Genomic DNA, 13,916 nt, shown 5'->3' on the forward strand with positions numbered 1-13,916 from the left:
AGTTGAAAAATACAATATAAAGATGAGTGTAGTACCCTATAAAGATAAGGAAGGGACCAAGCGGGAGCAGGTTGCGGAGATGTTCGATAACATTTCACCCAAGTACGACCTGCTGAACCACGTCCTGAGCGGCGGTGTAGATATATATTGGCGCAAAAGGGCCATTAAACTGCTCAAAAAGCAGCAGCCTAAGGTGATTCTCGATATTGCTACGGGCACTGGCGACTTCGCGATCGAGGCGCTTGCATTGAAGCCTGAGAAGATCATCGGCGTCGATATTTCGGAAGGAATGCTGGCCGTAGGTCGCGAGAAAATCGCGAAACTGGGCAAGCAGGACGTGATTACCCTGCAAAGCGGTGACTCGGAAAGTTTGGCTTTTGCAAACAATTATTTTGACGCGATTATCGTTTCGTTTGGAGTACGCAATTTTCAGAATTTGCTGGCCGGACTGACAGAGATGAACCGCGTGATGAAGCCGGGCGGAACTTGTGTGGTGGTCGAGTTTTCGAAGCCTAAGAGCTTTCCGTTCAAGCAGATTTACAATTTTTATTTCAAATACATATTACCAATAATAGGAAAAACGGTCTCGAAGGACAGCGCGGCATATACTTATCTGCCCGAGTCGGTACAGGCCTTTCCGGATGGGGAAGCTTTTCTTGATATTTATAAAAAAGCAGGTTTCATAAATACCAAATGCATATCACTTACCTTCGGGATCTGTTCAATTTACGTCGGACACAAGTAATTATCGGCATTCTGGCGCTGCTGATGGCGGCGCAGGAGGCGCAGTCTCAGGGCATCGGGTACCGTCGCAAGCACCTCGAATACTACGACGACAAGCCGATCCATTACGGTATTCTTTTCGCGGTACCCTTTACGCGGTTCAATATCAAGCATAGCAACGACTTTGTGACGAAGGATACGGCATTTGCTATCCAGTCGCCCACGAATGCGGCATTTCGCATGGGATTCACCATAAATGCCTATCTGAACGAGCATTTCGACCTGCGCACAACGCCTGCTGTTTCGCTGTATGAGCGGCATGTGAAATTCAGCTATCCCAATGGTACTGAGCGGACTGAAAAACGGGAGTCGACCTGGATTGAAGTGCCGCTCTTGCTAAAATACAAATCTGTCCGGCGGGTTAACTCGCGCATGTACATGATCGCGGGCGTGACGCTGGGGATTGAGACCAATGTAAAACGAAACCGTGGTGGGGGAGCAAATGCCCTCGATACCAAGTCGAGCGACTTCTCGATCGACTACGGCATTGGCTACGAACAGTTCTTCGAGTTCTTCAAATTCGCGCCGGAGCTGCGTTTTTCACATGGCTTGACAAATATGCTGGTACCGGGATCAAATTCTGTCGGCAATGGTATCAGCCGCCTGCGCACCCACACTGTTACGCTCTATTTAAATTTCGAATAGCGTATACTGGTAATCAGGAGGTTAAAAAATATTTTAAATTTTTTTTCAAGAATATTTGCAGAGTTCAATTTAGTCGCACATATTTGCACTCCCAAACGACGGGAAAACAAAAGCAAAAAGAAAGGGAGTTTAGCTCAGTTGGTTCAGAGCATCTGCCTTACAAGCAGAGGGTCGGGGGTTCGAATCCCTCAACTCCCACAAAAAGCATCGAGCAATCGATGCTTTTTTCGTTTCTGGCCGCTCAGTTGGTTTAGAGCATAAGATTTACAAGCAGAGGGTCGGGGACGGTCGGCCGCTGCCGTTCGAATCCCTCAACTCCCACAAAAAGCATCGAGCAATCGATGCTTTTTTCGTTTCTGGCCGCTCAGTTGGTTTAGAGCACAAGATTTACAAGCAGAGGGTCGGGGACGGTCGGCCGCTGCGACGGTCGGCCGCTGCCGTTCGAATCCCTCAACTCCCGCAAAAAGCATCGAGCAATCGATGCTTTTTGCGTTTCTGGCCGCTCAGTTGCTCCGAATCCCTCCAATCTACTCCTAGTAATAAATCCTCCAACTATCAGCATAGATTCGGCAAAGCGTCAGCCGAAAACTCGCCTTACCTTGTTGCTGTAATTTTTCAATTAATCCATGGGAGTTATGAGAACATTATTGCTGCTGGCATTGATGGGCGTATTCGCCTCGTGCAATGCGAAAAATGAGCCATTAACAAGCGATACAATGATGCAACAGGAAAATCGCTGCTATTGCTGGCCGTAATTGATAAGCAGGTTGAAATGGCCACGCTGCTGACGGAGAAAGGGGCGGATGTCAATTTGCAGGACAATATCCAGGATAGCCCGTTTCTGTACGCCGGTGCCAGCGGCCAAACGGAACTGGTGAAGCTTTTTCTAGCCCATGGCGCCCGGTTTGATGTTTTCAACCGCTACAACGGTACTGCATTGATTCCAGCGTGCGAGCGTGGGCATGTGGAAACGGTGCGGGTATTGGCAAATACGAAGGGCTTCCCGGTCAACCATGTGAACCGGTTGGGGTGGACAGCCTTGATGGAGGCCATTGTTTTAGGCAACGGAGGTAAAAAATACCAGGAAATCGTGCAGCTGCTGAAAGACGGCGGCGCGGATCTCGGCATACCGGATCACGATGGCGTAACACCATTGCAACATGCTCAAAACCGTGGTTTCACGGAAATAGTAAGAATTTTATCGAAGTAAATGCCGCGAGGCGTCAAAATGGAGAATCAAGCATACACCCTGAAAAACGTATTGTTGGAAACGGGTTTCGAATATGAGGCGGGGGAGGTAGTGAATACGAAGACAGCCCTGTTTTGTATTGAGGTAGAGCATGGCAAAATAAAAAGCATTAAACCCAATAGCCCTAACATTGACGGCATAGACGCGAAAGGCAGGCTTTTGCTGCCGGCATTCAAGGATATGCATGCGCATCTCGACAAAATGCTGTTCGGATTGCCATGGCAGGCTGTTTCGGCTAAAAGGAAGACAGTAAAGGATATGATCGCCTACGAGCAGCGGATGATTCCCGAATGGCTCAAAACCGCTGTCGAGCGGACTGAAAAATTGATTGACTTCCTGCATGCTTACGGGACCGACTTCATTCGTTCCCATTTCAATGTCGACCCCACTTCGGGGCTCGACTCCCTCTACCACCTGGAAGAAGCACTCCGGCACAAGCGCAAGAGCCTGGCGGCGGAATTGGTCGCGTTTCCTCAACATGGTATTTACTACACGCAAACGGAGTCGCTGCTGAAAGAAGCGGCCAAAATGGATTCTGTGGGCTTTATCGGGGGCGTAGATCCCTATTCGATTGACGGAAGCATCGAGAAGCCGATGGACTTGATTACGCAATTGGCGCTCGACAATGGCAAAGGTATCGACCTCCATTTGCATGAAAGGGGAGATAGCGGTGTAAAGACGATCGAGTTCCTGATCGACAAGGCACTTGAAAACCCGCAGCTGAAAGGAAAGACGTACGTCAGCCACGCATTCGCGCTGGGGCATATGAGCACGCCCGAAACAGAGAAAATAGCCGAACGCCTGGCCGCAGCCGGTGTGGGCATTGTGTCGTCGGTTCCGTTCAGAGGTACTATTATGCCCATTCCGACGCTTCGAAAGCACGGCGTGGAGGTTTTGATCGGGAATGACAACATACAAGACCATTGGAGCACTTTCGGATCGGGGAATATGCTTCAAAAAGCACACCTCATCGCAGAGCTTTATGGCTACTCAACCGAATGGGAGCTGTCGCGAACACTGGCTTTTGCTACCCGTTATGTGCTTCCATTGGACGACAAAGGGGCGCAGCAATGGCCCAAAGCGGGAGATGATGCGGATATGGTGTTGGTAGCGGCAAGTTGTTCGGCAGAGGCGGTATCACGTATTTCAACGATTACTTCGTTGATCCACAAGGGAAATATTGTATTTAACGAGACGTAGCGATCGCGCGTAAGTGTAGCGTCTATTATAAATTTTACAACTATTGGAATGAAACGAATAAAGTGATTACACAACACATAAAATACTTTTGTCGTGTATTTAAACTTTATCAAACATGACTGATTTCAAGAGAATTGTATTGGGTTTAGTGGTCATTTTTTGTGCCGCATTATTTGTTGGTTGCAGCGATGACCATGAGCCCCAGAAAGCATTAACACCCAGCGAAGTGCTCGCGAGCGTTGCCTGGGAAACAACAAATGCAAAAAATAATAAGGGCGAGAATGTGGTATTGACGGATGCGAATGTGGCCAACTTTGTAGGTTTCGCCTATTTCAAGGCGGATGGAACATTTACCATGTATAACCTGGACGATTCGCCCAAAATGCATGGTGATTGGACGGTTTCCGCGGATGGAAAAACCCGCACGATCGTAGCGAAGGATAATGCAGGCGCTGTTTTGTTTACACGCGTGGTAGACATTACGGTGCTCACAAAAGATGAATTTACGTACCGGATTTATCCCAACAATAGCGACAAATCGATCTATTTCGATATCGTTCACACGCCTACCACGCACGTGGAGCCAAAGTAATGGGTGAAGATATTTAGAGTTTACTCTGATAAATGGCAGCCATTTCGGCTGCCATTTTCATTTTGGAAGTAAAACAAATAATGGATATATAATTTTACTTTATATTTTGTTTTCTATAACAAAGTCATTACCATTGCACATCAACAAAATCATAATGCGTTATGGAAAACAGTCGGATTATACGTGCCCTTTCCGGTGTGACAGGGTTGCTTTTGATGATTTGTGTGTTGTGGGGCTGCGGGGACAGTTCTGAAATGGTAATACGTGGCGATTTCCGGGGTGGAAATACGTTCCTGGAAGGCAAGAAGCTGTATTTTGGCAATGCCGAAACTCGCAACTTTGTCGATACCGCCGTTGTACGCGAAGGGAAGTTTGAATTTAAGGTTAAAACTGATGAGGGTTTTGTGCCGTTTCGGGCGGCTATTGTATTTGAAACGGGTAATCCCGATTGGCCGCATCAACTGGTTGGCTATAAAAATCCCTACTTCAAGAAGACGAGCGAAAGTAATTTCTATGCCGAGCCGGGTGTAATGGAGTTGCAACTCGATACGATCCAGGTATTTACTCCAAAAAATAAGGTCGTTACCTTTAAAATGGACAAAGTAAACCGGCAAACGGAAGTACTATTCCGCCATTACGCTTTTAAAGGCAATACAAAGGACAAAACTGATAACTCTGATTATAATGAATCGATCGTTCGAAAGCATCCCTATTCACTCGACTTGTTACGTACACTGAATTATAGCAAAACGTCACTCGAAACTCGCGAAGCCAAACATCTGCTTTCACTTTTCGATCCCGAGCTGCATTCAAACCCAGGTTATATTGCCTTAAAAACCTATTTCGAGTACGAAAACAAAACCGGCAGTGATTTTCCAACAGAAGTTGCATTAAAAACGACGGATGATAAGTCGGTCAGCGAAGTGCTGGTAGATTCCTCCAAACATAACCTCATTGTCTTTTGGGCAAGCTGGTGCGGGCCTTGCCGGATGGAAATTCCGCAAATTAAGAAACTCTATGAAAGCAAAGGAGCGGATTTGAATGTCGTCAGCATTTCCGTCGATAAGGATCAAAATGCCTGGAAAAAAGCCATGGAAAAAGAGCAAATGCCCTGGAAGCAGTTCCTCCTGCCCGTGGGAGAGACTTATGCGATGCTGGATAAGAAATACAACTTGCAAACTATCCCGATTTGGGTGCTGCTGGACGGCAATGGAAAGGTGGTCGATCAGCACGTAGGGTACGACACCGGCGATAATGCAGTGGATTTGAAAGTCGCGGCGCTTTTGAAGTAGAAAAAGGAGGAGGGGATGAAGGGGATGAGAGGGAGGAAGGAGGAAGGGGATGAAAGGGAGGAAAGGGAGGGTGGAATGCTAGGATTGCTCCTTTCCATCCACTGTCTTTTCCCTCCTCCCCTTCCTCCCTTTCCTCCTTTCCTCCTTTCCTCCTCAATTTTACAACCTTACCTCACTACCACTTTCAGCGGAACGTAATCCGGCTTCCAGCACCTGAATGATTTTCAAACCATCGGCGAAGTCCGGTTTGATTTCGGTATCATTTTCAATGGCATCCAGGAAGTCGACTACCGCGTGTACGAATGCATGCTCGTAGCCAATGATATGCCCGGCGGGCCACCAGTGGCCGGCGTATGGGTGGATGGATTCGGTGGCGAGGATCGTGCGGAAACCGTGTTCGCCTTTTGTGTCTTCGTTGGAATAGTATTGCAGCTCGTTCATGCGTTCGAGGTCGAAAACGAGGCTGCCTTTGCTGCCGTAAATTTCGAATGTAAGGCGGTTTTTGCGACCGGTTGCGAATCGGGTGGCTTCAAATGAGCCCACAGCCCCGTTTTGGAACCGGACCATCATCAGCGCCGCGTCCTCCACGGTTACTTCACCCATTTCATCGCCCTTGGACGCACCGGACAGGCTTCCGGTGGCTGTTTCATCGGCTATCGGGCGTTCTTTGATGAAATTCGCGGTTAATGAGGAAACGGAAACGATGTCGCCTACGAGGAAATGTGCGAGATCGACAGCGTGGGAGTTGAGGTCCCATTGAGGGCCGGCCTTGGCGGTTTCCTTTTTAAGCTGCCAGGTAAGCGGGAACGACGGATCGACGATCCAGTCCTGCTGGTAAGCGCAACGCCAATGGAAAATGCGGCCAATCTTGCCTTCTTCGATCATCTTTTTGGCCAGGGCTACGGCAGGCGTCCTGCGGTAATTGTGGTTCAGGTAATGCTTTACGCCGTTTTCCTGGCAAACTTTCAGCATTTCGGCCGCCTGCGTACTGTCCATCGACAGCGGTTTTTCACAAAAAATATGCTTGCCAGCTTTTGCCGCGGCCAATGCGACTTCATAATGCAGGTTTTGGGGTAACGCGATGTCGATAATGTCGATATCGGGGCGGTTGATGAGCTTTTGCCAGTCGGTTTCGGTCTCTTCCCAGCCCCAGTTTTGGGCAAACTCAGAAAGTGATTCCTGATGACGGCCGCACGCGACTTTCAGGACGGGCGTCGAGGGGGTGTCAAAAAACAGCGGGGCTTTTTTCCACGCATTGCTATGCGCCCGGCCCATAAACTTGTAACCTACTATGCCGATATTAATCTGCTTTTTCATCGGGGAATTTGTGTGGTTAAGGATTGAATGCTAATCAGGTTTGTCAAAATTATCAAATCTTGGCGATTGGATTTAATTCGTAAATTCCTGCTCCTGATTTTTACGTCAACGACACACTATTTCATGAAACAACTTGCCCAGAATCTCCGGACGGGAGAGACGTTGCTCCTGAATGTCCCCGTTCCGCTAGCCCGCAAGGGCTGCCTGCTCATCAAAACCCGCAAAAGCCTTGTTTCCGCTGGTACAGAACGAATGCTGATCCGGTTCAGCAAAGCAAATTTTCTGTTCAAAGCCCGGCAGCAACCCGATAAGCTGCGCCTCGTAATCGACAAAATCCGGACCGATGGCTTCTGGAAAACGACACGCTCGGTACTCCGCAGGCTGGACCAACTCCTGCCGTTGGGGTATTGCAATGTGGGGGAAGTAGTAGGAATAGGAGAGGGTATAGAAGGATTCATGATCGGCGATCGGGTGGTCAGTAACGGGCCGCATGCCGAGGTGGTTTGTGTGCCCGTCAATCTGGTAGCCAAGGTCCCGCGAAATGTGCCCGACGAGGAGGCGGCATTCACGGTGCTGGGCGCGGTGGGCCTGCATGGCGTGCGTTTGCTGGCACCTGCGTTGGGTGAGCGCGTGGCAGTAGTAGGATTAGGATTAATCGGTTTGATGGTGGTCGATCTTTTGCGTGCGCAAGGGTGCGAGGTAATCGGTATCGAGCCTGACGGAGACAGGAGAAGAATTGCCGAGGAAAAGGGTATTCCAGCCATTCATCCCGCCAAGTCTGCCGGCCAATCAGTTTCAGAGCAGTTCGGTGAAATGGACGGTGTTATCATCACGGCTTCGTCCGAATCTGGAAATGTCCTTTCAACAGCCTCTGCGATTTGCAGAAAAAGAGGAAAAATAGTCCTTATCGGTGATGTTCCATTGCACTTGAACCGCTCAGATTTTTACCATAAAGAACTCACATTCCAGGTTTCCTGCGCGTATGGGCCCGGGCGTTACGATCACGCGTACGAGGAGCAAGGCATCGATTACCCGCTATCGTATGTCCGCTGGACGGCAAACCGCAATTTTCAGGAAATACTGCGACTGCTGGACAATGGTTTGCTGGATGTGAAGCCACTCATATCCGGTATCGTTCCGCTTGAAAACTATTCGGGTATTTATCAAAAGAACAACCGATCGCTGGGCACGTTGATCGATTATAGCGGAGAATGTAAAAGCGACGAAAAGATAATTCAGAATCCCGCCAATGTATTGGTAGCAAATAAGGTGGTTGCGGCGGTGATTGGCGCAGGAAATTTTGCCTGTATGACGCTGCTGCCGGCGCTTCATGGGAAGTGTATCAAATACATCGCGAGTTCGGGAGGGCTGAGGGCGGCGGAGTTGGCTGAAAAGTATGGTATTCCATTCGTTGCGACCGATTATCAGAAAATTTTGGGAGACAATGAAGTCAATCTGATCATCATTGCCACCCGGCACGACCAACACGTTTCCATCGCAGCGGATGCACTTTGTGCGGGTAAGCATGTTTTTGTGGAAAAGCCGCTTAGTATTGATTTCAGGGGTGTGGAAACGGTGAAAACGGCATTTCAAAATGCGCCACGGCCGGTTTCGCTCACGGTAGGTTTTAACCGAAGGTATGCGCCGCATATTACCAAAATGCGGGAGTTGTTGGATGGCAGCCCGATGAACGTCGTGATTACGATCAATGCGGGCTATATCTTGGGTAATGCCTGGATACACGATAGCGCCCGGGGAGGCGGAAGGCTGGTAGGAGAAGCGTGCCATTTTGTCGATTTGGTCGCCTGGCTTGCGCAGAGTCATATTACTGAAGTTTGTACTAATGCATTGAGTACCCGAGGTAGTATGCATTCCGAGAATGCCAGTGTGCTGTTGCGACTGGCGAATGGTTCCGTGGGTGTGGTGCATTATTTTTCAAATGGCCATAATGGTTATCCAAAGGAGCGTGTCGAAGTCCATTCACTAGGCCGAACACTGGTTTTGGATGATTACAGAGTGCTGAGGGGGTACGGTTTCGAAAGGTTTCGTGAACTGAAAACCAATGCTGGTAAAGGCCATCGGGAGCAATTCGATAAGTTGTTTGAATGCATTTCAAGTGGAAGAGAGCCGTTAATGCCCCTCGAAGACATTTGGAATTCATGCCGGGCTATATTGGCGGCGCGAGATAGCATGTGGGCGGGTGGTTGGGTGAAGGTATCATGAAAGCGCTGCGGTATCTGACACTCTTTTGGGACATTGCTCGGCAGATGGGCTGGCGCTATGTGCTGTTCCGGGCTTGGCATTGGTTGCAGGCGAAAACCGGGGTGCTGAAAGTTCGCTTTCCAATAGGAGCTACCGGGCAATCATTTGTAAGTATCGGGGAATGGCGTACGTACAAAACCGCATTTCTCTTCGATCCCGAAAAGCTGAGCCTGCGAAAGAATACGGGCCTCACTGATTTGAAATGGAGGGTTGGACAAATAAAAGCAGGGAGATTCCGCTATTTCAGCGAGCAATGGTTCGAAGTGCCGGATTGGCACACCAATCCATTAACTGAATTTGTCTATCCGAAAAAACGGCATTGGTCGGAGGTCAACGACTTTTCTTTGCGCGAGGGCGATATCAAATATGTGTGGGAGAAATCGCGGTTCACTTTCTTGTATGACCTTATTCGGTATGACTTACATTTTTCGGAAGATCAGTCCGTTACCGTCTTTGCGCTCATCGCCGACTGGATCGACCATAACCCGGTCAACTGCGGCCCGAATTGGAAATGCAGCCAGGAAATCTCACTTAGAGTATTGAATTGGACTTTTGCATTGCATTATTACCGCGGCTCGCCTGCCTTGTCGCAGCAGCTACTTGACCAAATTCTTTGCAGTATTTTTGATCAGATGCGTCATGTCGCCGCCAATATCAGGTTTTCTGAGATAGCAGTACGGAACAACCATATTTTAACAGAGGCATTGGGGCTTTTTGTGACCGGGTTAATGTACCCGTTTTTTTCCAAAAGTGTGGATTGGAAGACTAAGGGAAGGTTTTTGTTCGAAAGAGAGATCATTTCACAAATTGCGTCGGACGGTACCTATTTGCAGTACTCGATGAACTATCATCGGGTTGTGGTTCAGCTAATGATCTGGGGAATCCGGTTGTCGGAGCTGAATGAGGATCGCATGTGTGAAGAGGTGTATGCACGAGCGCGGGCTGCATTAATGTTTTTGAGGGCTTGCCAAGCCAATGCAAATGGGCAGCTTCCCAATTATGGTCACAATGACGGCGCGCTATTTTTTCCGCTTACAGCATGCAAGTTTCGAGATTTTCGCCCGCAAATGGCAGCTCTTGCCACGGTGCTGAGGATTGATTTGGGTTATCAAACGGGCAAATGGTTGGAGGAAAGCCAATGGCTGGCTGGAAATTGTGGACCATCCCTTGTTAAAAAAAGTCCACAGCGTTTGTCTGCTTTTTCCAAAGGCGGTTATTATGTGATCCGCAATTATGGCACACTTACATTTCTGCGCTGTGGAAATTATCACAGTCGGCCCTTTCAAGCCGATAACAATCACCTCGACATTTGGGTAAATGGCCGTAATATTCTACGGGACGCCGGTACGTGGCTTTACAACGCGGACGAGGAGTCCATGCGTTATTTCTCAGGCACGCGCTCGCATAATTCGATCATGATCGATGATTTTGACCAAATGCAAAAGCAGCACCGATTTATCTGGACGCATTGGATTCAGAATGCAAAAGGTGAGGCGAGCTGTTCGGATAGCGATTATTGGATTGAAGCTGAATTTGAGGGGTTCAGACATGTGGCAAGAGGTATTGTGCATCGGCGGCGGGTGACGAAAAGGAAGAATCAGTTGCATTGGATCATTGAAGACCAGGTTCTGAATGTGCCAAAAGGAATGAAGATTCGGCAACTATGGCATCCGGATGAAAGGTTCGGGCGGCATTTCCGGATTGAAGCAACGGATGAAAGCGGACGAGAGCTATCGGCGACTACTGAAAAAGGGTGGTATTCAGATGGTTATGGTGTGAAAAAGGACAGCGATATTTTGTTGTTTGAGAGTAAGGGGAGTTGCATCCGGACCATCATTACGACCAGAACCGATTGAACTTGGCACAAAGATTGGCTATTTTTAGAAAAAACCTGATGACTATGAACCTGACAATCCACATCGATGATCAAAAATTGACGGCAGTAGAAGAGTGGGCAAAGGCGCACGGGGAGACTGTGGAGCAATTGGTAGAAAAATATCTTGAAAAGTTGGCGACAAAAAGTGACCAACCTTCAAAAGAGACGTATCAAGAAGCGGAGGAATCATCTATCCGTCTTTTGGTTACCGAAGAAATCAAACGATTGCAGGACGAGGCAGGAATCAAGCCGGTAGGTGATTTCGATGAACGTAAAGACTTCGAAAATCACATTAAACGAAAACATGCATAAAGTCTGGCTCGATACCAATGTTCTTCTTGATTATCTGCTGCGAAGAACAGGGTTTGAAACTCCTATGATAGAACTTATCAGAAAAATTGAAAGGAACGAGATCAAAGCTTTCGCCTCCATCATTAATCTGATCCACACACATTATCAACTGAGAAAACTTACTACTGAGCCAGCTGCGAGAGCCATTCTTCAAAATCTCACCAAGCTCATTCATATACAGGATATTCCACCTGATATTACCAGCCGGGCATTATCAAATTCTACAATAGCAGACTTCGAAGACGCGGTGCAATATGAATTGGCGCTGCTAAGCGAAGCAGATTTTTTCTTGACGAGAAATTTAATGGATTTTGTCTCAGCGACAGGTCCGGTGGTCTGCTCGGTGGAGCACTATCTTATTTTCTCTCAAAAGTTATGAATTCCCGGCATGCATTTTCTCCTCATTCACCAATACTTCCTCGAAGACCATGCCGCCGGCGGCTCACGCTGGAATGAAATGGCGCGGATTTGGGTGCAGGATGGTCATTCGGTGACCGTGATTGCCGGAGATGCGCATTATATGCAGGACAACGAGGGTGGTGTAGCCCGAAAGTTCTTCGATGTAAAACGGAATGCAGACAGGGTACTGGTAATTCGATGTAATGTGGCCCGGTTTTATCACCGCGGTTTCCTGGGACGGTTTTGGAGCTATGTTCTGTTTGCATTCATGGCCATTTACGCAGGAATACGTTACGCAAATTCCAGGTATGAATGCATTATAGCGACCTCGCCGCCACTCCTGGTGGGCATTTCGGGGTGGGTGCTGTCGGTATGGAGGGGCATTCCGCTGGCGCTGGAAATACGGGATCTCTGGCCGGAATCGGCGATCGAAATGGGCGTTTTGAAAAACAAGTGGCTGATCCGTTTGTCTTACGGATTGGAAAAATTCCTTTATCGGAAAGCAAAGCTGATTAATGTGCTTACCCCGGCATTTCGGGAACGCCTTATTCACGATAAGAAAATTGATCCGGGGAAGATCATTATGATACCCAACGCGGCGGATTTCCGTTGGAGCGAACGCGCATTGCGTAGCGCATTCACGTGTGGGTTTCGTGCGAAGCTTGGGCTGGAAGGGAAGTTTGTGATCATTTACGTCGGGGCGCATGGACTGGCGAATGACCTTATGCAGCTCCTGGAAGCCGCGACACTGCTCCGCGGCACTGACGCCCATTTTCTGCTGATAGGCGACGGGATGCAGAAAAAAATGTTGATGGAAGAAGCGCGGTCCCGCGGCTTACCCAATGTCTCGTTCCTGGGTCCGGTTTCAAAAGAGCAGGTATTCGAATACATTGTCGCGGCCGATCTCGGTGTTGCGGTTTTAAGAAAAGCAGCCATTTTCAAAACGGTTTACAGTAACAAAACCTTTGACTATTTGTCCTGTAAAAAGCCGGTTTTGATGGCAATCGACGGCGTTTCGCGCAATTTGATTGAACAAGCCGATGCCGGGATTTTTGCAGAGCCGGGAAACCCTGCCGATCTGGCGCGGAAAATCAAACTTTATATGGAAGACCGCGCACTTTTGAGCAGACATGGTGAAAACGGCTACCGATTCGTGCACATGCATTTCGATCGGGAGAAATTGGCGAAGAGTTTTTTGGAATGCATTGAAAATCAACTCGAAGTGACAGGCAAAAGTACAATTTTTGATAGCTAAAAAGTGAACTGAAAGTGCCGCCAAGGGGTTTTCTAATAAATGAAAATCCAATGAAAAACGTAGCGCATCTGTTCCCCGAATCGGTCAGAAAAGGGGCTTACACATATTCCGAATACATGCATTTGATGGAAACCGTAGTTTTGGAAAACAGAACAACCGGTCCGAAACAATCCGAGGCGCTGGCCCATTATACAAAGCTGAACCTGGCACGGATGCAGCGCCTTAATAGAACGGCGACGCTCCACGACTCGCTGAAAGAGGCCGTCAGCCAGATCGATTTTCCACAAACCTGGTACATCCTGACGGAAGCCTGGTGTGGGGACGCTGCGCAGAACCTTCCGACTATCGTGGCGGCCTCGCTTTCGAATCCTCTAATTACCGTGCGGTTTTTACTCCGCGACGAGAATCCCGAATTGATGGATGCTTATCTCACCAATGGAGGACGGTCGATCCCGAAATTGATTGCTGTCGATGAAGATTTCAATGAAATTTTTACCTGGGGGCCGCGTCCGGCAGGTGCACAGGAGCTGCTGAGGGAGTATAAAGCCAATCCGGTGAAGTCTTACAGCGAATTTTCGGAAGATATCCAGCGTTGGTACATTGCCGACAAAACGGCCTCGTTGCAAAATGAATTGCAGGAGCTTTTGGAAGCAGTGGTTGTGGATAAGTGAGTTTTTGAACCGTTTACTCTATAT

13 protein-coding genes and 1 tRNA gene are annotated in these 13,916 nt (G+C 48.4%); 13 read left to right on the forward strand and 1 reads right to left on the reverse strand.

Features of this window, described 5'->3' with window-relative positions; all coding sequences use genetic code 11:
- Window positions 1–22 precede the first annotated feature (22 nt).
- The 7 genes from ubiE to CLV60_RS03475 all read left to right on the forward strand — a co-directional run bounded on the left by ubiE (window position 23) and on the right by CLV60_RS03475 (window position 5,761).
- Window positions 23–745 carry a bifunctional demethylmenaquinone methyltransferase/2-methoxy-6-polyprenyl-1,4-benzoquinol methylase UbiE gene (gene ubiE, locus CLV60_RS03445; protein ID WP_090156021.1) on the forward strand — a complete coding sequence of 241 codons (723 nt, stop codon included), beginning with the start codon at window positions 23–25 and terminating at the stop codon, window positions 743–745.
- Complete coding sequence (porT, locus tag CLV60_RS03450) at window positions 694–1,428, forward strand: type IX secretion/gliding motility protein PorT/SprT (protein WP_310589259.1); 735 nt, start codon at window positions 694–696, stop codon at window positions 1,426–1,428. Before ubiE ends, porT begins: the two co-directional genes overlap by 52 nt.
- Window positions 1,429–1,551: 123 nt before the next feature.
- Window positions 1,552–1,626, forward strand: a tRNA-Val gene (locus CLV60_RS03455).
- 544 nt (window positions 1,627–2,170) lie between these two features.
- Window positions 2,171–2,638, forward strand: coding sequence for an ankyrin repeat domain-containing protein (locus tag CLV60_RS03460; protein ID WP_211302184.1), 468 nt, complete (start codon window positions 2,171–2,173; stop codon window positions 2,636–2,638).
- A gap of 18 nt (window positions 2,639–2,656) precedes the next feature.
- Complete coding sequence (locus tag CLV60_RS03465) at window positions 2,657–3,877, forward strand: amidohydrolase (protein ID WP_106594472.1); 1,221 nt, start codon at window positions 2,657–2,659, stop codon at window positions 3,875–3,877.
- A 115-nt stretch (window positions 3,878–3,992) separates the two neighbouring features.
- The gene (locus tag CLV60_RS03470; protein WP_106594021.1) at window positions 3,993–4,469 is read left to right on the forward strand and encodes a DUF4822 domain-containing protein; all 477 of its coding nucleotides are present in this window, start codon (window positions 3,993–3,995) and stop codon (window positions 4,467–4,469) included.
- Window positions 4,470–4,630: 161 nt separating this feature from the next.
- On the forward strand, window positions 4,631–5,761 hold the full coding sequence (locus CLV60_RS03475; RefSeq protein WP_106594022.1) for a TlpA disulfide reductase family protein: 1,131 nt from the start codon (window positions 4,631–4,633) through the stop codon (window positions 5,759–5,761).
- Window positions 5,762–5,920: 159 nt separating this feature from the next.
- On the opposite strand, the gene CLV60_RS03480 is transcribed toward CLV60_RS03475, so the two are convergent.
- The gene (locus CLV60_RS03480) at window positions 5,921–7,078 is read right to left on the reverse strand and encodes a Gfo/Idh/MocA family protein (protein WP_106594023.1); all 1,158 of its coding nucleotides are present in this window, start codon (window positions 7,076–7,078) and stop codon (window positions 5,921–5,923) included.
- A 123-nt stretch (window positions 7,079–7,201) separates the two neighbouring features.
- On the opposite strand from CLV60_RS03480, the gene CLV60_RS03485 reads away from it, so the two are divergent.
- From CLV60_RS03485 to CLV60_RS03510, 6 genes are read left to right on the forward strand one after another with little or no spacing between them, the layout of a single operon-like run.
- Window positions 7,202–9,301 carry a bi-domain-containing oxidoreductase gene (locus CLV60_RS03485; protein WP_106594473.1) on the forward strand — a complete coding sequence of 700 codons (2,100 nt, stop codon included), beginning with the start codon at window positions 7,202–7,204 and terminating at the stop codon, window positions 9,299–9,301.
- Window positions 9,298–11,196: an alginate lyase family protein gene (locus CLV60_RS03490; RefSeq protein ID WP_106594024.1), complete on the forward strand. Its 1,899-nt coding sequence runs from the start codon at window positions 9,298–9,300 to the stop codon at window positions 11,194–11,196. The genes CLV60_RS03485 and CLV60_RS03490 overlap by 4 nt, the downstream gene beginning before the upstream one ends.
- A 44-nt stretch (window positions 11,197–11,240) precedes the next feature.
- Entirely contained in the window at window positions 11,241–11,528 is a 288-nt protein-coding gene (locus CLV60_RS03495) for a DUF6364 family protein (protein WP_106594025.1), read from the forward strand.
- The gene (locus tag CLV60_RS03500; RefSeq protein WP_170118707.1) at window positions 11,521–11,946 is read left to right on the forward strand and encodes a type II toxin-antitoxin system VapC family toxin; all 426 of its coding nucleotides are present in this window, start codon (window positions 11,521–11,523) and stop codon (window positions 11,944–11,946) included. The genes CLV60_RS03495 and CLV60_RS03500 overlap by 8 nt, the downstream gene beginning before the upstream one ends.
- 9 nt (window positions 11,947–11,955) lie before the next feature.
- Window positions 11,956–13,221: a glycosyltransferase family 4 protein gene (locus CLV60_RS03505; RefSeq protein WP_106594027.1), complete on the forward strand. Its 1,266-nt coding sequence runs from the start codon at window positions 11,956–11,958 to the stop codon at window positions 13,219–13,221.
- A 50-nt stretch (window positions 13,222–13,271) separates the two neighbouring features.
- On the forward strand, window positions 13,272–13,892 hold the full coding sequence (locus CLV60_RS03510; protein ID WP_106594028.1) for a thioredoxin family protein: 621 nt from the start codon (window positions 13,272–13,274) through the stop codon (window positions 13,890–13,892).
- The last annotated feature ends 24 nt before the right edge of the window (window positions 13,893–13,916 follow it).

Source organism: Dyadobacter jiangsuensis, from assembly GCF_003014695.1.
GTDB classification, from domain to species: domain Bacteria; phylum Bacteroidota; class Bacteroidia; order Cytophagales; family Spirosomataceae; genus Dyadobacter; species Dyadobacter jiangsuensis.